This window comes from Vibrio sp. J1-1 (genome assembly GCF_021728395.1).
In the GTDB taxonomy this organism is placed as follows: Bacteria; Pseudomonadota; Gammaproteobacteria; order Enterobacterales; family Vibrionaceae; genus Vibrio.
Genome location: NZ_JAKKCM010000006.1, coordinates 228,811 through 249,025, shown reverse-complemented (window position 1 = coordinate 249,025; position 20,215 = coordinate 228,811). Strand labels below are relative to the sequence as shown.

Below are 20,215 nucleotides of genomic sequence, written 5' to 3'. Positions count from 1 at the left end.
TTTACCTCAGTGACCGTAAGTTCTAGGTTTGGTGTAGTAGTCAATCAGTGGCACGCACATATTGGCCAGCAGAACGGCGAATGCAACGCCATCAGGAAAACCACCCCAACTGCGAATGATAAAGACGAGGGCGCCAATTAGAGCGCCAAAAATTAGGCGACCTTTTACCGTGGTTGAAGCCGAGACTGGATCCGTTGCGATGAAGAAAGCCCCCAGCATGGTCGCACCTGATAGCAAGTGGAAGATTGGGGATGCTGTTTCTCCCGGAGTGATCAGCGTGAACACCAGACTAAACAAGGTGAGACTCGCTAAAAAGCCAGCCGGAATGTGCCACTGGATGATGCGTTTTTTGATCATCACCAGTCCGCCAATAAAGTAAGCAATATTAACCCATTGCCAGCCAACGCCCGCTAAGCCAGAAAATATAGGCTGAGACAGTATTTCACTTGGTGTTGCGCCAGTATGCAGACCAGTTTTAAATGCATCAAGTGGCGTTGCCATTGTCACGCCGTCTACGCCAGCACGTACTTGCTGAAGCGATAGACCATCACTATCAAATCCAGTGAATATCAGTGATAACACATCTGCGAAATTCACGTGATCCGGAATAAGAGATGTTGGCAGGCTCCAGCTAGTCATTTGAACCGGGAAAGAAATAAGCAGCACAACATAAGCTACCATCGCTGGGTTAAATAGGTTTTGCCCAAGACCACCATAGAGATGCTTTGCGATTATAATCGCGAAGACTAAGCCAATCACGGTAAGCCACCAAGGGGACCAAGGTGGAATGGCAACCGCCAGCAGCCAAGCGGTAACGATGGCACTGTTATCACGAAGTGCTCGAACTGGTGATCGCTTACGGGCGATCATCACCAACGCTTCCAGAGATATCGCGACAGCAATAGCAAAAATAAGCTGGATCAGTGTTCCCCAGCCAAAGAAGTAAGTTTGAGCCGCTAAACCAGGGAGCGCACACAGTGCCACCCATTTCATCAAATCAGGCGTGCTACGACGGCTGTGGGTATGCGGTGAGCTGGCTATAAAAAACGACATTACTCGTTCTCCTCGGTATTATTTTTATTTGCTTCTTGTTGAGCTTTGCGCGCTTTCGCACGAGCAATGGCGGCAGCAACAGCGGCTTTCTTCGGATCGTCTGCTTGCTCAGTCGGCGCTTTATCTTCAGCAGGTTTCGCTTCTGATTCTTGCTGAGCTTTACGCGCTTTCGCACGAGCAATGGCAGCAGCGACAGCGGCTTTTTTCGGATCGTCTGCTTGCTCAGTCGGCGCTTTATCTTCAGCAGGTTTTGCTGCTGATTCTTGCTGAGCTTTGCGCGCTTTTGCACGAGCAATGGCGGCAGCGACAGCGGCTTTCTTCGGATCGTCTGCTTGTTCAGTCGAGGCTTCATCTTCAGCTGGTTTTGCTGCTGATTCTTGCTGAGCTTTGCGTGCTTTCGCACGAGCAATCGCCGCCGCAACAGCGGCTTTCTTAGGATCTTCCGCTTGCTCAGTCGAGGCTTTATCTTCAGCAGGTTTCGCTTCTGCCTCTTGTCCAGCTTTGCGCGCTTTCGCACGAGCAATGGCAGCAGCAACAGCGGCTTTCTTCGGATCGTCTGCTTGCTCTGTCGAGGCTTTATCTTCAGCAGGTTTTGCTTCCGCCTCTTGTCCAGCTTTGCGCGCTTTCGCGCGAGCGATCGCAGCGGCAACCGCTGATTTTTTGTCATCAGCTTTATCGCTTGAATCGCCGCTCTGCTCTTTTTCTGCCTTACGTTCACGAGCCTGACGCTTACGTTCTTCACGTAGTTTGGCCATCTCGGTATTGTCTGGCTCTGCAGCGCCGGCTTCTGCGGCAGCGGCTTGTTTGGCTTTCGCTTTGGCTATTGCAGCAGCAACCGCTGGTTTCACGGCAGGTTCTGCTTTCTCTTCTGCGTTAGTTTTTTGCGCTTTCACTCGAGCAATCGCAGCGGCTATCGCATCGTCGCCACCTTTAGATTTCATATCCTTGCGACGTTCATCGGCCGCTTTCTTAAAGCGGTTTTCTCGCTCTGCTTTTTCGCGTTCCATACGCGCTTTTTTCTCTTCAAAGCGCTGTTTTGCTCGATCAGCAGCCTCTGCTTCTTGCGCTCGGGTACGAATTTCTGCTTTTGCTTGGCGATAGTATTGCACCAGTGGAATTTCACTTGGGCAAACAAATGCACAAGCACCACACTCAATACAGTCTTTCAGGTTTAACTCTTCAAGCTTTTCATATTCTTCTGCTTTGGAGTGCCAAAGCAGTTGCTGAGGAAGCAGTGACGCAGGGCAGGCTTCAGCACATTGACCACAGCGAATACATTCCATCTCGTATTGACTTGCTGAGATTTCAAAGCGAGTTGGAGCAAGAATACAGTTTGCCGTCTTAGTAATTGGCACGTGAGAGTGGGGGAGGGTAAAGCCCATCATAGGGCCACCCATGATCAAACGTTGGAGCTTTTTGTCGGCTTTATAGCCGAATTCATCCAGCAAATCTTGTACTGGTGTGCCCAACAGCGCCCATACGTTACGTGGCGTCTTAAAGGTTTTACCTGTCAGAGTGACAACTCGTTCAATCATTGGCTCGCCATCAATGACGGCACGTTTGATTGAATACAAAGAGCCCACGTTTTGAACCAGAATGCCAATATCAGCAGGGATCGCGCCAGTAGGTACTTCTTTATTGGTCAGAATTTTGATCAGTTGCTTCTCGCCGCCTGACGGGTATTTGGTCGGGATTACGCGGATAACAATATCTTTGTTTAAAGCGGCATTCTCCAGTGCTTTAATGGCAGCTGGTTTGTTATCTTCAATACCAATGATCGTCAGTTTTGGCTTTAGCATATGTTCGACAATCTCAATGCCCTGAATCAGTTCATCGGCATGTTCCTGCATGAGTTTGTCGTCGGCGGTAATGTATGGCTCACACTCTGCGGCGTTCACAATCAGAATTTCTGTTCGAGCAACACCGGATTGGAGCTTCTTCGCGGTTGGGAAACCTGCGCCACCCATACCTGAAATACCAGCAAGGCGTATAACGTCGATTAACGCATCAGTGGATTCTTGAGTGTAATCAGCAACCGGTGTTTTTTTACACCAAGTATCTTTGCCGTCAGTTGTGATAACAGCACACAGTTCACTTAGCCCTGATGGGTGAGCGACCGTCCTGGGTTCAATCGCGGAGATTTTGCCGGATGTCGGCGCATGAACAGGTACGGTAAAACCCGACTCGGAATGTGTTAAAGCTTGACCTTTCAACACCTTGTCACCAACGGCAACGAGGAGGTTACCCGCTTTACCAATATGCTGTTTTAATGGCAGTACGATCTCTGCCGGAATCGCTGCGCGTAGTAATTCTGCTTTATTGGATTGTTTTTTATTTTCTGCCGGATGCACACCGCCTGGGAAATCCCAAAGCGACCCAGTACGAATTTGTTCAATCAAAGACAACATACGAAACCTTAATTAATTGAATCTTTCACGTTCGCTGCGTCTTGGGCAGCATCCGTAATATCCACGACTGGAATGGTATTAAGTTGCCACTTCCAGCTGTCTGTGGTGGTTGCCACAGGAATCATTTCAATACAGTCAGTCGGACATGGGGCAACACACAAGTCACAACCGGTACATTCTTCTTTGATTACGGTGTGAAGCGCCTTCGTTCCGCCAACAATAGCATCGACAGGACAGGCTTGAATGCACTTGGTACAGCCTATGCACATGTCTTCGTGAATGAACGCGACCGTAGGGACTTTGTTGTCAAGATCGTGTGCAGACTCTTCTGGCTCTACGCCCATTAGATCGGCTAACTTCTCTATTGTTGCCTGACCACCCGGAGGACATTTATTGATATGGTCACCATTAGCAATGGCTTCTGCATAAGGGCGACAGCCTGGGTAACCACATTGACCACACTGGGTTTGGGGTAAGATCGCATCGATCTGATCGACGATAGGGTCCGCCTCAACTTTGAAGCGAATAGATGCAAAACCAAGGATGGCTCCGAAAATCGCAGCAAGCACAGCGAGTGCGATGATTGCAATTAGAATCGTACTCATCGTTTACTTCACCAAACCTGTAAAGCCCATAAAGGCAAGCGACATTAAGCCGGCAGTGATCATCGCTATGGATGCTCCTTTGAAAGGAAGCGGGACGTCTGCGGCAGCAATTCTCTCACGCATAGAGGCAAATAGAATCAATACCAGTGAAAAGCCGACGGCTGCGCCAAAACCATAAATGATAGACTCGATGAAGTTATGGTTTTCATTGATATTAAGTAGTGCAACACCAAGCACCGCACAGTTCGTGGTAATGAGCGGTAAGAAGATGCCTAGCAGGCGATACAGCGTCGGGCTGGTTTTGTGCACAACCATCTCTGTGAACTGAACCACAACAGCGATAACCAAGATAAAACTCATGGTTCTTAGATATTCGATACCTAATGGGCGAAGGATGTAGCTTTCTACTAAATACGAACACACAGACGCGAGCGTTAGCACGAAAGTCGTTGCTAAGCCCATACCAATCGCTGTTTCCAGTTTTTTGGACACGCCCATAAACGGACAGAGGCCCAAAAATTTTACCAGTACAAAGTTGTTTACCAGCACAGTGCCGACTAACAACAAAACATATTCGGTCATAGTTTTTACGTTCTTAAAATCCGATCCCAATATTATCGTGTTTTGTGACACCAATAACAACCAGTGAACGATGTGGTTTTATATACACGGTGGAAAAATAGCCGTCTATGTGATTCAGATAGATGAATTTTTATCTGAATGAGAGGTTTGGTGAATGATTTGTAAGACAAAAGCGGGGAGAAGTTTTTTTTGGTTATGCAGATTTTGACACACTCTGTCGGAAAGTGAAGCGGGCGGCTTGATGGCCCGACACTTCGCTCTGAGACATTCACTTAGAACAAATCATTCGTAGCTTGGAAACGAAAAAGCCGCGTTTTATGACACGGACCTTTCTGGAAATTGCCTCCCCTTGTCGGGATTCAACGCGGGCGGCCAGCTCTGAGACAAAAGTTTGGAACAAACTTGTCGCAGCTTTAAAACGAAAAAAGCTCAGTTAAACAACTGAGCTTTTTCCTTGAATTTGGCTCCCCCTGCGGGACTCGAACCTGCGACATACGGATTAACAGTCCGCCGTTCTACCAACTGAACTAAGGGGGAATTGCTTTGCTTGAAAGCGGGGCAAATGTTACCGACCGCCAAATCTGCTGTCAACAGGAATAAAATACATTTTTTTGGAAAAATATCAGGGTTGGCTCTTTACTTTTTTGTATAGCTTGCCAGTAAAGGGGTGGCATTACTTATCCACTAAATTTGTGGATAAGTGTGTTGATGAAATCTGAGTAAAATTATTTGATATGCAACACGATTTGTTTTTTTGCATTTGTGAGCAGAATTATGCACTAATTAGGCAGATAATACAGAGGTTTATTGGTGAATGAGTAGAAATAGTCAGAGTGGATAAAAATTAAACTTTAGGGGATAAGCTTACTTTGTGCTGCTTTTTGGGGAAAAGTTGTGGAAATATGATAAATGATATTTGAGAATAATCATTGACTAGGGCGACGTACTATATCAGAGCATCTCAGGTAAGGCTATAGCGAGTTGTACAAAGGAAAAAATTTCTTAGTAATGGTAAATAATACTCCGATAGACGTAGATTTGATTGACTAAGGCGTATATATAGAGTGTATATATATACAGTTGGTCCGAAGTAGAGTTAAGGAACGGTATGAGCAAAGTTTATGAGCTGGTCTCTAGTTATCAGCCATCAGGAGATCAACCCGGTGCAATTAAGCAATTACTTGATGGCTTAGACTCGGGTTTAGCACATCAGACACTGTTAGGTGTGACAGGTTCTGGTAAGACATTCACCTTAGCGAATGTGATCGCTCAAGCGCAACGTCCTGCAATTTTGCTTGCACCTAATAAAACGCTCGCTGCGCAGCTTTATGGAGAGATGAGGTCATTTTTCCCAAATAATGCGGTTGAGTATTTCGTTTCTTACTACGATTACTACCAGCCAGAAGCTTATGTGCCAACCACCGATACGTTTATCGAAAAAGACGCTTCTGTTAACGCTCACATTGAACAGATGCGATTATCCGCGACCAAAGCGTTATTAGAGCGCAAAGATGCCATTATCGTCGCGTCAGTCTCTGCCATTTACGGTTTGGGCGATCCTGAATCTTATCTGCAAATGATGTTGCATTTACGTCGTGGCGATGTCATCGACCAACGTGACATGCTTCGTCGCTTGGCTGAGCTGCAATATTCACGTAACGACGTAGCCTTCGAGCGCGGCCAGTTTCGTGTTCGTGGTGAAGTGATTGATATCTTTCCTGCTGAATCCGATCAGGATGCGGTGCGAGTTGAAATGTTTGATGACGAAGTCGACTGCATCAGCGTGTTTGACCCACTTACCGGAGTGGTTAAACAGCGCGATTTACCGCGTTACACCATCTATCCTAAAACGCACTACGTTACGCCTCGCGATCGCGTCCTGGAAGCGATTGAGAATATTAAAGTGGAACTCGAAGTACGTAAAAAGCAGTTATTGGACAACAATAAGCTGTTGGAAGAACAACGTATTAGTCAGCGCACACAGTTCGATATCGAGATGATGAACGAACTTGGATTCTGCTCGGGAATCGAAAACTACTCTCGTTACCTCAGTGGTCGCGCTGAGGGAGAGCCGCCACCGACACTTTTTGATTATCTACCACATGATGGTTTATTGATTATTGACGAGTCACACGTAACCGTCCCGCAAATTGGCGCAATGTATAAAGGTGACCGTTCTCGTAAAGAAACGTTGGTTGAATTCGGTTTCCGTTTACCTTCAGCACTGGATAACCGCCCGCTTAAATTTGAAGAGTTTGAGTCGCTTGCGCCGCAGACTATTTTTGTTTCTGCGACCCCGGGCAACTATGAACTCGAAAAGTCCGATGGCGATATTGCTGATCAAGTTGTTCGCCCTACGGGATTACTTGATCCTGTACTGGAAGTTCGTCCTGTCGCGACGCAGGTCGATGATTTGCTCTCCGAAATTCGTATTCGTGCGGTGAAAGATGAAAGAGTCCTCGTCACAACGTTGACCAAACGCATGGCAGAAGATTTGACCGAATACCTGCATGAACACGATGTTCGCGTACGTTATCTTCACTCCGATATTGATACGGTAGAGCGTGTAGAGATTATTCGAGATCTTCGTCTGGGCGAATTTGACGTGCTTGTTGGTATCAACTTATTACGAGAAGGTTTGGATATGCCGGAAGTGTCGTTGGTGGCGATATTAGATGCTGACAAAGAAGGCTTCTTACGCTCGGAACGCTCGCTGATCCAGACCATTGGTCGTGCAGCTCGAAACATCGAAGGTAGGGCGATTTTGTATGCCGACTCCATCACCAAATCGATGAAGAAAGCGATGGATGAAACCAACCGTCGTCGTGAGAAGCAACAAGCGTACAATGAAGAAATGGGGATTGTACCGCAGGCGTTGACACGTAATATCAAAGACATCATGGAGCTAGGTGATATCACTAAGTCCAAGCGTCAGCGCAATAGCAAACAGGTTCCATTATCGAAAGTCGCTGAGCCGTCTCAGTCTTATGAAGTCATGTCACCACAACAGTTGGAAAAAGAAATCAGCAGACTGGAAGCTGCAATGTACCAGCATGCTCAAGATCTTGAGTTTGAGTTGGCGGCAGAAAAACGTGATGAGATTGAAAAACTTCGTGCTCAGTTTATCGCTAATAGCTGAGTTTAACGCTACTCATTGACCAACCCGAAACCCGATACGTCAGGCAAAAAAGAAGCCAATAGGCAGTCGTTTCTATTGGCTTTATTTGCGAACATAATGTTCACTAACAACGTCAGTTGGCTAGGTGACCCGAGGGGTCAGAGTTAATCGAGCATGATTTATGCCAAATTCTTAACTTATTGATCTCCATTTTTATTGATCTAAATTGCCCCTGATTTAAGTATTGTTATTTGCATAATGCAAAGCGGAATGCGATTATTGTTTAAAAGATTACAAAAAAGCTAGCTAGGTTATGCAACAACAAACTACTAAAGATCCAAAGGCTCGTTATCTGTTAATGGTCGAGGATACGGCGTCCGTTGCGGCGTTGTATCGCTCTTACCTAACGCCACTAGGTATTGACATCAATATTGTCGGTACTGGGCGTGATGCGATCGAAAGTCTTAAACATCGTATCCCCGATCTTATTCTGCTTGATCTTCGCCTGCCTGACATGACGGGTATGGACGTTCTACATGCAGTGAAACAAAGTCATCCAGACGTTCCTATCATCTTTATGACCGCACACGGCTCTATCGATACTGCGGTAGAAGCGATGCGTCATGGCTCTCAAGATTTTTTAATTAAACCGTGCGAAGCCGACCGCTTACGTGTCACGGTGAACAATGCGATACGAAAAGCAACCAAGTTAAAAAACGAAGCGGATAATCCCGGAAACCAGAATTATCAGGGTTTCATCGGTAGTAGCCAAACCATGCAGCAGGTTTACCGCACGATTGATTCAGCAGCGAGCAGTAAGGCGAGTATTTTCATTACTGGTGAAAGTGGTACGGGTAAAGAGGTGTGTGCCGAAGCTATTCATGCTGCTAGCAAACGAGGTGACAAACCTTTTATCGCGATTAACTGTGCGGCAATCCCCAAAGATCTGATTGAAAGTGAGTTGTTTGGTCATGTAAAAGGTGCGTTTACGGGGGCGGCTAACGATCGTCAAGGTGCTGCGGAATTGGCGGATGGTGGTACGCTTTTCCTCGATGAATTGTGTGAGATGGATTTGGACTTGCAGACCAAGTTATTGCGATTTATCCAAACGGGGACGTTCCAGAAAGTAGGTTCATCAAAAATGAAAAGCGTGGATGTGCGCTTCGTGTGTGCCACCAACCGAGACCCTTGGAAAGAGGTTCAGGAAGGGCGCTTTCGTGAAGACTTATACTATCGTTTATACGTTATTCCATTGCATCTTCCACCTTTGCGGGAACGTGGTGAAGACGTTGTGGAAATTGCCTACTCGCTGCTGGGCTACATGTCCCATGAAGAGGGGAAAGGCTTTGTGCGTTTTTCCCAAGAGGTGATTGATCGATTCAATAACTATGAATGGCCCGGCAACGTACGTCAGTTACAAAACGTTCTGCGTAATATCGTAGTGTTGAATCACGGTAAAGAAATTACTTTGGATATGCTTCCGCCACCATTGAATCTGCCTCTGGAGCGTAAGACATCAAGATCCACAGTTGAGTCTCCAGTGATGACAGCATCGGACATTGTGCCTCTATGGATTATGGAAAAAACGGCTATTGAACGCGCGATTGAAGCCTGTGACGGTAATATTCCTCGAGCGGCAGGGTATCTTGATGTCAGCCCATCGACGATTTACCGTAAGTTGCAAGCATGGAACAGCAAGGATGAGCGGCAAAAGGTATGAGCATGAATATACTGAACCAGAAGAAAATAGAAGATCTGTCCATGGAGATTGGCAGCGACAATGTGCCAGTGCTGCTTGATATTTTTTTAGGTGAAATAGACACTTACATTAAAAATTTGTCTAAGTACGATGGCACAGAGCAGCTAATGTATTTGAAAGAAATCAGCCATGCGTTAAAAAGTAGTGCAGCCAGTTTTGGTGCCGATCGTTTATGTGACTTAGCAATATCTATTGATAAGAAAGCTAAAGCGGGAGAGTTGGCGGTAGAAGGAGAAGAAGTCACCACAATGATTGGTGTTCTGCGCGATACTCAAGAGGTTTACCGCTCCTGGAGCCTATAGTCGACAAAAAGCGAAGAGCAACAGTAAAACCCCTCACTTGAAGTGAAGGGCTTTACTGTTTCTGGATAAGATTAACTCTGGCTAAGAAGTTGATCTTCGATGGCTTGCTTGAGCTTATTACGGTCATGACGCCAGTCACGATTAGTTGAAGCCAGTGACTCAGTGACAACATTCCATCTATTGAGTACGTCTTGTTCTGCTTTTTCCGCAAGAACGACATCGATTTTTCTGCCTTGTAATGCGCGTTCACACCACTCTAATTTTTGCTCCATGGTCATACGACCCGCAGGGCCATACTCGGGACTCAAATTCGCCACAAAAATGACTTTGGCGTTTTTATTGTTAGCGATCGCTTTACCTAACTCTGGCAATAAAAGTGGTGGCATGATGCTGGTCAGAAAGCTTCCCGGCCCCAGAACAATAGCATTCGCCTCTGACAATGCAGCCACTGCTTCTTTTGTTGCAGGGACTTCAGGAGAAAGGTCTAAACGGCGAAGGTCAGTATCCATATGGTCGACATTCGTTTCTCCTGTGACCCATTTGCCATCGACAGATAGGGCTGACAGATCGGATGGGTGTTCTGACATCGGGAGAATATTCACATCGACTTTAAGCATATTGCGGATAAGATTGATGGCATCTAATGGACGGACCGAAAGGTTGTCCAGAGCGGTGAGCATTAAATTTCCTAAATTATGTCCGTCAAGTTCGCCACTGCCCTTGAAGCGATATTCGAACATCATTGAACTGATTGACGGTTCAGTGATCAGCTGATTGATGCAGTTGCGCATATCACCCCAAGCAATACCACCCTGACAATGACGAATCCGGCCAGTGGAGCCGCCATTATCAGTGGTAGCAACTATACCCGTTGCATTACCCCGGAAATCGCTCAGAGCTGCTAGCATTCTACCTAAACCATGGCCACCGCCAACTGCGACTACTTTGTTATCCGTATAGATACTCATACGTTACATTCTTCTAATAAAATTCGTAAAAACGGCTACAATTTAACGTAATGAGTGCACTAACGGTACTCACTTAGCGGTAAATTGTGTGACTTGAGATATTTTTTAGTCCTCAAGTCTGGATTCCCTTATAAATATTCAGTATTTTACACAGCAAAGCTATCAGAGTGTTATTTTCTCTGGTTGCCATAACTCCGAGCTCACAACACTAAGTTCGATTAAGGATAGGTGTTCTGAGCCAGTGGCATACTGCCACAAGGGCTTGGTTGGAAATGACCACGCCTCCCGTGTTTGGAAAGGTGTTCCGTGGCGCAACAATTCGAAGACAAATTTCATCGTAAATTCTATTACTTACGTCTGTCTGTTACCGACGTTTGTAATTTCAAATGTACCTATTGCCTGCCTGATGGTTATAAACCTTCGGGCAAAAAAAACTCGTCTTTTTTATCACTACCTGAAATTAAGCGGGTAGTCACCGCATTTGCAGACTGTGGCACTTCAAAAGTCCGCATTACTGGTGGTGAGCCAAGTTTACGTAAAGACTTTACTGACATCATCCATGCTGTCGCAACGACACCTGGTATTGAGAAAGTCGCGACAACGACGAATGGCTATCGCATGGCCAAACAGGTTGCTGACTGGCGAGAAGCCGGTCTAACGCACATCAATGTGAGTGTGGATAGTCTGGACCCTCGGATGTTCCATCAAATCACAGGTGAAAATAAGTTCACCGAAGTGATGAATGGTATCGAGCGTGCGTTTGAAGTCGGCTATGAACAAGTGAAAGTGAACGTGGTGTTGATGAAAGATCTCAACCATCAAGAGCTGCCTGCTTTTCTCAACTGGATCAAAGATAGACCAATTCAATTGCGTTTTATTGAACTGATGCAGACGGGGGAAATGGATGACTTGTTTAATAAGCATCACGTGTCTGGTGTCGCGATCCGTAATCAGCTCATTGCTAATGGATGGTTACTGAAAGTCCGTTCTCACAATGATGGCCCTGCTCAGGTATTCGTTCACCCGGATTACAAGGGTGAAATTGGGCTAATTATGCCTTATGAGAAAGACTTTTGTGAGAGCTGTAACCGGCTTCGTGTGTCTGCCATGGGTAAGCTGCATCTGTGTTTGTTTGGTGAGCATGGCATTGACTTACGTGACCTTCTGCAAGGTGATGATCAAGAGAAAGAGTTAATTGAGCGTATTCAAGCTCAACTGCAGACTAAGTCTGTCAGTCACTTCTTGCATGATGGCAACACAGGGATGACGCCTCATCTCGCGTCCATTGGCGGCTAACATCACACAAATTTTATAGAGGAAGCTCGCGGGCTTTCTCGATGATATTTCCTGAATCGATTTAACGAATCCAAGCTAACTTTAGAGAATAGGTGAACTAATGGGTCACGCTGAAAGCAAATTTCAACCTGCAAATATTGCCGTTCTAACGGTATCCGACACTCGCACTGAAGAAAATGACACATCAGGTCGCTACCTTGTAGAACACGCGCAAGAAGCCGGCCACCATGTCGTTGACAAGCAAATCGTAATTGATGATATGTATAAGATTCGAGCGATTGTTTCTCAATGGATTGCTGACGAAAACGTACAAGCGGTCATGATTACTGGTGGTACAGGTTTTACTTCTCGTGACAGCACTCCTGAAGCACTTAAGCCGCTTTTTGATAAAGAAGTGGAAGGCTTTGGCGAGTTATTCCGAATGGTTTCTTATGAAGAAATTGGTACATCGACAATCCAGTCACGTGCTATTGCTGGTTTTGCTAACCACACCGTTATTTTTGCTATGCCGGGTTCTACAGGTGCGTGCCGTACTGGATGGACGAAAATTATCAAGCAGCAGATGGACGCGAGTCACCGCCCTTGTAACTTTATGCCGCACCTATCTGTATAACCTTTTCTAATAAGTGAAGGAAAAGCAATGACCCAATTTACACACATTAATGCATCTGGCGAAGCTAACATGGTCGATGTTTCGGCAAAAACAGAAACGGTTCGTGAAGCTCGAGCAGAAGCGTTTGTTCATATGGCACCTGAGACACTTGAATTGATTGTTTCTGGTCAACATCATAAAGGCGATGTGTTTGCTACCGCACGTATAGCAGGCATTCAAGCCGCGAAAAAAACCTGGGATTTGATTCCGCTTTGTCATCCTCTTTTACTGTCTAAAGTTGAAGTTCAGTTAGAAGCGATTGAATCGGAGAGCAAGGTTCGTATCGAGTCTGTTTGTAAACTTGCAGGTAAAACAGGCGTAGAGATGGAAGCGTTAACTGCGGCTTCTGTCGCAGCGTTGACTATTTATGACATGTGTAAAGCGGTGCAAAAAGATATGGTCATTGGTCAGGTTCGTCTTCTTGAGAAGACGGGCGGAAAATCTGGACACTTTAAGGTGGAATCATGATCAAAGTACTTTTCTTCGCTCAGACGCGTGAGTTGGTGGGAATCGACAGTGTTGATTTAGAAGGTCAGTTTGCAACGGTAGAAGCGGTTCGTGCTCATTTGGTCGAAAAGGGCACTGAAAAAGAAGGTAAGTGGGACTTGGCTCTTGAGCCAGGAAAGTTACTTGCGGCTGTTAACCAGTCTATTGTGCCACTAGATACTGAAGTGAAGTCGGGTGACGAAGTGGCATTTTTCCCGCCAGTGACTGGAGGCTAAGATGGATCCTCGTGTTTCTGTACAAGCTGAAGACTTTTCTGTCGACCAAGAATACCAAAGTTTATCCGAAGGAACGTCTTCTGGTGCCATAGTGACATTTATCGGTAAAGTGCGCGATATGAACTTGGGCGATAACGTTGTTGGTCTGCATCTCGAACATTATCCGGGTATGACAGAAAAGAGCCTTATCGACATTTGTAATCAAGCTGAAGCTCGTTGGCCATTACTTGGTGTGCGTGTTATCCATCGTATCGGTGATTTGGACATCGGTGATCAAATTGTTTTTGTTGGTGTTACTAGTGCCCATCGTGGTGCGGCATTTGAAGCTTGCGAATTCATTATGGATTATCTAAAAACTAACGCACCATTTTGGAAAAAAGAACGCACAACGAGTGAAAATCGCTGGATAGAATCAAGAGACACTGATCACAAAGCGGTAAAACGCTGGGAAAAGTAGTGTAGTACGTTTTCTTGCATACATAAATATTAAAAGCTAAGTATTACAGATGCTTAGCTTTTTTTGTTTATACCTTTTTACATAATTACTTGTGTGATTAACAACCACATCTAGCACGAATATCTCGCCTAAATTTCCGACTTATCTGCACAATATTGGTTCACTCAAACAACATATAAGCAAACGTTTTCGAAGATTGGTGTATCATAAGTGTTAATGTTGTTCTTAAAGCTAGTATATGATGCTATTAAATGGATTTAATGTAGAGTAATCGAAATTTTAATCTATTGAGGAGGTGTCTGACTCCCTATTTTACTGGTCTAGTGTTTTTAATTAGCGTTTTTTGCTGGAAGTGTGCGACAGATGCAGGATTATCGGTCTTTTTACTACATTTTTATGGTAAATAACTTCAATGATTGCTAGTGTATGCCGCAGTCTTTGTATGGTTTTAGGTTTTTGTTGCATAGTTTTTTTGCGATGAAAAATCTAAATCACTGCCCGTTTTAGTGAACCTACAAAGAGGTCATGGATGCTAACAAAAAAATTTGGAGTTTTACGCATGTATAAGAATAAAATCACGCGCGCTTTATTCATTGGCGCTGGTCTTTCTCTAGCTCTTACTGGTTGTGGTGGTGATAAGCCAGAAGAGAAGCAAGCAGCTCAGCCTGCTCCTGCACCAGCCCCAGCCTCTGAAGCGAAATCTGATTCTTCGGAGCCAAAGCTTGCTGCGGTTCAAGAATTAGTGCGTGGTAACGGTACAGAAGTAGCGACAATCGACCCACACAAATCACAAGGTGTTCCTGAATCTCACGTGATTCGCGATCTACTTGAAGGCCTTGTAAACCAAGATGCAGATGGTAATACCATCCCTGGTGTTGCTGAATCTTGGGAAACTGCAGACAACAAAACATTCACTTTCCACCTACGCAAAGACGCAAAATGGTCTAACGGCGATCCTGTGACTGCTGGCGATTTCGTCTACAGCTTCCAGCGTGCAGTCGATCCTGCAACCGCTTCTCCATACGCTTGGTACATGGAATACACCAAGATGAAGAATGCGAAAGACATCGTTGCTGGTAAAAAAGATAAAAGCGAGCTAGGTGTGAAAGCAGTTGACGACCACACGTTGGTTGTTGAGCTGGATACTGCCGTACCGTACTTCGTTATGATGATGGGTCACACGACAGTGAAACCTGTACACCAAGCAACGGTTGAAAAGTTCGGTGAACAGTGGACCAAACCAGAAAACTTCGTAGGCAACGGCGCTTATGTTGTGGATAACTGGGTTGTAAACGAACGTTTGGCATTAAAACGTAACGAGCAATACTGGGACGACGAGCACACCACTTTGAACAAAGTTACGTTTCTACCTATCGAAGACCAGGTAGCGGAAATGAATCGTTTCCTGTCGGGTGAAATCGACTTCACCAATGACCTACCAATAGCGCACTTCAAGCGTCTACAAAAAGAGCACCCAGAAGAAGTTTCTGTTACTGGTAATCTATGTTCTTACTACTACCTCTTCAACACTAAGAAAGCACCATTTGATGATGTACGCGTACGTAAAGCAATTTCTTACGCGATCGACCGTGACATCGTAAGTGATGCGATCATGGGCCAAGGCCAAAAACCAGCTTACTTCCTAACGCCTGAAATCACAGCGGGCTTTAACCCAGAAATGCCAGCCTACGGCAAGATGACTCAGAAAGAACGTAACGCGGAAGCAGCACGTCTTCTAGAAGCAGCAGGTTACGGTAAAGACAACCCACTGAAATTTAACCTTCTATACAATACCAACGAAAACCACAAGAAAGTGGCGGTTGCTCTAGGTTCTATGTGGAAGAAAACACTGGGTCTAGACGTAACTCTAGAAAACCAAGAGTGGAAAACTTATCTATCAACTAAAGATTCTGGTGACTTCGAAGTTGCTCGTGCGGGTTGGTGTGGTGACTACAACGAAGCTTCATCATTCCTAACACTAATGATGAGTAACAACACCACTGGTGGTATTCACTACGACAGTAAAGAATACGACGAGATTATGAACAAAGCATTCGCTTCTACATCAGACGAAGAGCGCCAAGCACTATACGCGGAAGCTGAGAAAACGATGGCGAAGGATATGCCTATTGCACCTATCTACCAGTACGTGAAATCACGTCTACTGTCTCCTAAAGTTGGTGGCTTCCCAGCTAACAACGCAGAAGAAAAGATCTACTCAAAAGACCTATACATCACTGAGTAAACCTTAATCAGATAGAATTATAAAAAATTAGACACTGCATGTGAGAGATCGCATGCAGCGTCTATGTTGTGTCCAAAATGTGGACATTTGGTTTTCATTTACACTGTCACAGACTGAAAGAGTGAGTTTATGCTTAAATTCATCGCAAAAAGGATATTTGAGGCGATCCCAACAATGTTGGTTTTGATCACCGTATCTTTCTTTCTCATGCGTTTTGCTCCGGGAAATCCATTCTCGACAGAACGTCCATTACCACCAGAAGTTATGGCTAACATCGAAGCTAAATATGGCCTAGATAAGCCTGTATTCGAGCAATACACGACTTACTTGTTTAACGTTGTCCAAGGCGACTTTGGACCTTCATTTAAGTACCTGGACTACTCAGTTAACGAACTGATTTCTGTTGCGTTACCGGTATCTGCAAAAGTCGGTTTCATTGCCTTTATCTTCACCCTGATTATGGGGGTGACGGTTGGTACAATAGCCGCTTTAAAACAGAATACCTGGGTCGATTACACCATTATGTCAACGGCAATGTTAGGCGTTGTAATGCCTTCATTCGTATTGGCTCCGGCACTGATCTACCTATTTTCCCTTCACTGGAACCTCTTCCCTGCTGGTGGTTGGCATGATGGCGGATTTAAGTACTTGGTACTTCCAGTGATTGGTATGTCACTTCTATACGTGGCGACATTCGCACGTATTACTCGTGGCTCAATGATTGAGACTTTAAACAGTAACTTTATCCGTACCGCACGAGCGAAGGGTCTAAGCTATCGTTACATTATTCTTAAGCACGCACTTAAGCCAGCACTACTCCCTGTCGTTTCTTACATGGGGCCTGCATTCGTAGGTATCATTACCGGTTCTGTTGTTATCGAAACCATCTTTGGCTTACCTGGTATTGGTAAGCTGTTCGTTAACGCTGCATTTAACCGTGACTACTCGCTTGTAATGGGTGTCACCATTCTGATTGGTTTCCTATTTATCTTATTCAACGCGATTGTCGATATCCTACTAGCAATGATTGACCCGAAAATTCGCTACTAACAGGGAAGTTTGGTTATGTTAACGAAAAAAGAAAACCTAGAAGCGATTGAAAAATTCTCTGAGAACTTAGAGATTGAAGGTCGCAGTCTTTGGCAGGATGCTCGTATTCGCTTTATGCGTAACAAAGCGGCGATGGTGAGTTTATTTATCCTAGCTCTAATGACGTTGGCGGTAATTGTTCTGCCAATGATCGCACCATATGCATTTGATGATACAGATTGGTACGCAATGCACGTTGCGCCAAACGCAGACCACTGGTTTGGTACTGACAGCTTAGGTCGTGACTTGTACGTCCGTACACTAATCGGTGGTCGTATCTCGCTAATGGTTGGTGTGATGGGCGCATTCGTAGCAGTACTGATTGGTACGCTTTACGGCGCAGCATCTGGCTTCATTGGCGGCAGAGTTGACCGTATCATGATGCGTATTCTTGAGATCCTATACGCGGTACCGTTTATGTTCCTAGTTATCGTACTAGTCACCTTCTTCGGCCGTAACATTGTTCTTATCTTCGTTGCGATTGGTGCAATAGCATGGCTGGATATGGCGCGTATTGTACGTGGCCAGACACTAAGCCTACGTAGTAAAGAGTTCATCGAAGCGGCGCACGTTTGTGGTGTAAGTAACTGGAAGATCATTACTCGCCATATCATACCGAACGTATTGGGTATCGTAGCGGTTTACTCAACGCTGCTTATCCCGAGTATGATTCTGACTGAATCATTCCTATCGTTCCTTGGTCTTGGTGTTCAGGAACCAATGACAAGTTGGGGCGCTCTTCTACAAGAAGGTGCACAGACAATGGAAGTGGCAATCTGGCAGCTGGCGTTCCCAGCCGCGTTCATGATTGTGACTCTATTCTGTTTCAACTACGTTGGTGACGGTCTGCGCGATGCGCTGGATCCTAAAGACAGATAACTACAGATAGATTAAGGAAGCAACGATGAGCTTATTAGATGTCAAAGATCTGCGCGTCGAATTTACTACTCAAGACGGTATTGTAACCGCAGTAAACGATTTGAACTTCTCTCTGAACCAAGGCGAAACCTTAGGTATCGTAGGTGAGTCTGGTTCAGGTAAATCACAGACCGTATTCGCAATCATGGGTCTACTGGCTAAGAACGGTATTATCTCTGGTAGCGCTAAGTTTGAAGGTAAAGAGATCCTGAACCTGCCTGAAAAAGAACTTAACAAAGTTCGAGCAGAGCAGATCGCGATGATCTTCCAGGACCCAATGACGTCACTCAACCCTTATATGAAGGTATGTGACCAGCTGATGGAAGTGTTGATGCTTCATAAAGGCATGGGTAAAGCGGAAGCATTTGAAGAATCGGTACGTATGCTTGAAGCGGTGAAAATTCCAGAAGCTCGCAAGCGTATTACCATGTACCCGCACGAGTTTTCAGGTGGTATGCGTCAGCGTGTAATGATCGCAATGGCGCTGTTATGTCGTCCTAAGCTGTTGATTGCTGATGAGCCGACAACGGCACTAGACGTAACCGTTCAGGCGCAGATCATGGACCTGCTTAACGAACTGAAAGACGAATTTAATACCGCAATCATCATGATCACGCACGACCTAGGTGTTGTTGCGGGTTCTTGTGACAAAGTATTGGTGATGTACGCAGGCCGTACAATGGAATACGGTACAGTTGATGAAATCTTCTACAACCCGAGTCACCCATACGCAGAAGGTCTGTTGAAGGCCATTCCTCGCTTAGATACAGAAGGTGAGATCTTGCCAACCATTCCGGGCAACCCACCAAACTTACTTCGCCTCCCACCTGGCTGTCCTTATCAGGAACGTTGCCACCGTGTGATGGACCGCTGTAAGCAAGAAGCGCCAATTCTGACACCATTTGGTGATGGTCGTCAGCGCGCATGTTTTTCTGATTGGGAGGCTTGGAAAAAATGAGTGTAGATAAATCATTACTACTCGATGTTAAAGAACTTAAAGTTCACTTTAGCATTGCAGCAAAATCAGCATGGCCTTGGTCAAAGCCTTCAAACCTAAAAGCAGTCGATGGTGTTAATGTCCGTCTGTACGAAGGTGAAACTCTAGGCGTTGTGGGTGAATCGGGTTGTGGTAAGTCGACGTTTGCGCGCGCTATCATCGGCTTGGTAGAAGCAACTGATGGCGAAGTCGTGTGGTTAGGTCAAGATCTAACGAAGATGAAAGATGTACAGCGCCGTGAAACGCGTAAAGAAATCCAAATGATTTTCCAAGATCCTTTGGCTTCTCTGAACCCGCGTATGACGGTTGGTGACATCATCGCTGAGCCTCTAGAAACCTTTTATCCAGAGCTTTCAAAGCAAGAGGTCAAAGATCGTGTTAAAGAGATGATGGCGAAAGTGGGTCTACTACCAAACGTGATCAACCGTTATCCGCACGAATTCTCTGGCGGTCAGTGTCAGCGTATTGGTATTGCACGTGCGCTTATCCTTAAGCCAAAAATGATCATCTGTGACGAACCAGTATCAGCGCTAGATGTTTCGATTCAGGCTCAGGTAGTCAACCTGCTTAAAGAAATCCAGAAAGAGTTGGGTCTTTCTCTGGTCTTCATCGCGCACGACCTCTCAGTGGTAAAACATATCTCTGATCGCGTACTGGTTATGTACCTAGGTAACGCAGTGGAGCTTGGTGAAGCGGACGCACTATTTGCTGATCCAAAACACCCTTACACTCGCGCGCTGATGTCGGCTGTACCGATTCCAGATCCAAAGATCGAGCGCAGTAAGACAATCCAAATGCTGGAAGGTGATCTTCCATCACCAATCAGCCCACCGTCGGGTTGTGTATTCCGTACTCGTTGCCCACAAGCAACAGAAGAGTGTGCGAAGACCAAACCGACAATCCAAGGTAACGATGTTCACGCGGTATCTTGTTTACACGTTCAAGTGTAAGCCATTCAGCCTGTGACGGGCTTAAGCGCGGCTCTTTAATTAGGGGCGCGCTTTTTTTATGTCTAACTGGGCACTTATTCAAATTTCTTGAACG

At 45.5% G+C, this 20,215-nt stretch carries 18 protein-coding genes, 1 tRNA gene and 1 riboswitch; of the genes, 13 read left to right on the top strand and 6 right to left on the bottom strand.

Features of this window, described 5'->3' with window-relative positions:
• Positions 1-6: 6 nt before the first annotated feature.
• The 5 genes from rsxD to L3V31_RS11965 all read right to left on the bottom strand — a co-directional run bounded on the left by rsxD (position 7) and on the right by L3V31_RS11965 (position 5,185).
• Entirely contained in the window at positions 7-1,053 is a 1,047-nt protein-coding gene (gene rsxD / locus L3V31_RS11985) for an electron transport complex subunit RsxD (RefSeq protein WP_237316271.1), read from the bottom strand.
• Entirely contained in the window at positions 1,053-3,461 is a 2,409-nt protein-coding gene (gene rsxC, locus L3V31_RS11980) for an electron transport complex subunit RsxC (RefSeq protein ID WP_237316270.1), read from the bottom strand. Before rsxC ends, rsxD begins: the two co-directional genes overlap by 1 nt.
• An 8-nt stretch (positions 3,462-3,469) precedes the next feature.
• On the bottom strand, positions 3,470-4,066 hold the full coding sequence (gene rsxB / locus L3V31_RS11975) for an electron transport complex subunit RsxB (RefSeq protein WP_237316269.1): 597 nt from the start codon (positions 4,064-4,066) through the stop codon (positions 3,470-3,472).
• Between the two features lie 3 nt (positions 4,067-4,069).
• The gene (gene rsxA, locus L3V31_RS11970; RefSeq protein WP_224916329.1) at positions 4,070-4,648 is read right to left on the bottom strand and encodes an electron transport complex subunit RsxA; all 579 of its coding nucleotides are present in this window, start codon (positions 4,646-4,648) and stop codon (positions 4,070-4,072) included.
• Positions 4,649-5,109: 461 nt separating this feature from the next.
• Positions 5,110-5,185 (bottom strand) — tRNA-Asn (locus L3V31_RS11965).
• Positions 5,186-5,756: 571 nt separating this feature from the next.
• On the opposite strand from L3V31_RS11965, the gene uvrB reads away from it, so the two are divergent.
• From uvrB to luxU, 3 genes are all read left to right on the top strand, one after another.
• Positions 5,757-7,787, top strand: coding sequence for an excinuclease ABC subunit UvrB (uvrB, locus tag L3V31_RS11960; protein ID WP_237316268.1), 2,031 nt, complete (start codon positions 5,757-5,759; stop codon positions 7,785-7,787).
• Between the two features lie 337 nt (positions 7,788-8,124).
• Positions 8,125-9,486, top strand: a complete 1,362-nt coding sequence (gene luxO / locus L3V31_RS11955; protein ID WP_237316339.1) for a quorum-sensing sigma-54 dependent transcriptional regulator LuxO — start codon at positions 8,125-8,127, stop codon at positions 9,484-9,486.
• Positions 9,483-9,827, top strand: coding sequence for a quorum-sensing phosphorelay protein LuxU (gene luxU / locus L3V31_RS11950; RefSeq protein ID WP_237316267.1), 345 nt, complete (start codon positions 9,483-9,485; stop codon positions 9,825-9,827). Before luxO ends, luxU begins: the two co-directional genes overlap by 4 nt.
• Before the next feature lie 71 nt (positions 9,828-9,898).
• Here the strand turns inward: luxU and L3V31_RS11945 are convergent, their stop codons facing one another.
• Positions 9,899-10,795 carry a YvcK family protein gene (locus L3V31_RS11945; RefSeq protein ID WP_237316266.1) on the bottom strand — a complete coding sequence of 299 codons (897 nt, stop codon included), beginning with the start codon at positions 10,793-10,795 and terminating at the stop codon, positions 9,899-9,901.
• A gap of 180 nt (positions 10,796-10,975) precedes the next feature.
• A riboswitch (molybdenum cofactor riboswitch) is annotated at positions 10,976-11,113 on the top strand.
• Between L3V31_RS11945 and moaA the strand changes: the two genes are divergently transcribed.
• From moaA to oppF, 10 genes are all read left to right on the top strand, one after another.
• Positions 11,102-12,091: a GTP 3',8-cyclase MoaA gene (gene moaA / locus L3V31_RS11940; RefSeq protein ID WP_237316265.1), complete on the top strand. Its 990-nt coding sequence runs from the start codon at positions 11,102-11,104 to the stop codon at positions 12,089-12,091. Its footprint overlaps the riboswitch before it by 12 nt.
• A 100-nt stretch (positions 12,092-12,191) precedes the next feature.
• A complete protein-coding gene (moaB, locus tag L3V31_RS11935; protein ID WP_237316264.1) occupies positions 12,192-12,704 on the top strand; it encodes a molybdenum cofactor biosynthesis protein B in 513 nt (170 codons plus the stop codon).
• 27 nt (positions 12,705-12,731) lie between these two features.
• The gene (moaC, locus tag L3V31_RS11930) at positions 12,732-13,211 is read left to right on the top strand and encodes a cyclic pyranopterin monophosphate synthase MoaC (protein ID WP_065299954.1); all 480 of its coding nucleotides are present in this window, start codon (positions 12,732-12,734) and stop codon (positions 13,209-13,211) included.
• Positions 13,208-13,465, top strand: a complete 258-nt coding sequence (moaD, locus tag L3V31_RS11925) for a molybdopterin synthase sulfur carrier subunit (protein WP_237316263.1) — start codon at positions 13,208-13,210, stop codon at positions 13,463-13,465. Before moaC ends, moaD begins: the two co-directional genes overlap by 4 nt.
• A gap of 1 nt (position 13,466) precedes the next feature.
• Positions 13,467-13,922, top strand: coding sequence for a molybdopterin synthase catalytic subunit MoaE (gene moaE / locus L3V31_RS11920; protein WP_237316262.1), 456 nt, complete (start codon positions 13,467-13,469; stop codon positions 13,920-13,922).
• A gap of 559 nt (positions 13,923-14,481) precedes the next feature.
• Positions 14,482-16,167 carry an ABC transporter substrate-binding protein gene (locus L3V31_RS11915; RefSeq protein ID WP_237316261.1) on the top strand — a complete coding sequence of 562 codons (1,686 nt, stop codon included), beginning with the start codon at positions 14,482-14,484 and terminating at the stop codon, positions 16,165-16,167.
• A 129-nt stretch (positions 16,168-16,296) separates the two neighbouring features.
• Positions 16,297-17,217, top strand: a complete 921-nt coding sequence (gene oppB / locus L3V31_RS11910; RefSeq protein WP_237316260.1) for an oligopeptide ABC transporter permease OppB — start codon at positions 16,297-16,299, stop codon at positions 17,215-17,217.
• 15 nt (positions 17,218-17,232) lie between these two features.
• Positions 17,233-18,135, top strand: coding sequence for an oligopeptide ABC transporter permease OppC (oppC, locus tag L3V31_RS11905; protein ID WP_237316259.1), 903 nt, complete (start codon positions 17,233-17,235; stop codon positions 18,133-18,135).
• 25 nt (positions 18,136-18,160) lie between these two features.
• Positions 18,161-19,132, top strand: coding sequence for an ABC transporter ATP-binding protein (locus L3V31_RS11900; protein ID WP_237316258.1), 972 nt, complete (start codon positions 18,161-18,163; stop codon positions 19,130-19,132).
• Positions 19,129-20,121 carry a murein tripeptide/oligopeptide ABC transporter ATP binding protein OppF gene (gene oppF, locus L3V31_RS11895; RefSeq protein WP_275949726.1) on the top strand — a complete coding sequence of 331 codons (993 nt, stop codon included), beginning with the start codon at positions 19,129-19,131 and terminating at the stop codon, positions 20,119-20,121. The genes L3V31_RS11900 and oppF overlap by 4 nt, the downstream gene beginning before the upstream one ends.
• The last annotated feature ends 94 nt before the right edge of the window (positions 20,122-20,215 follow it).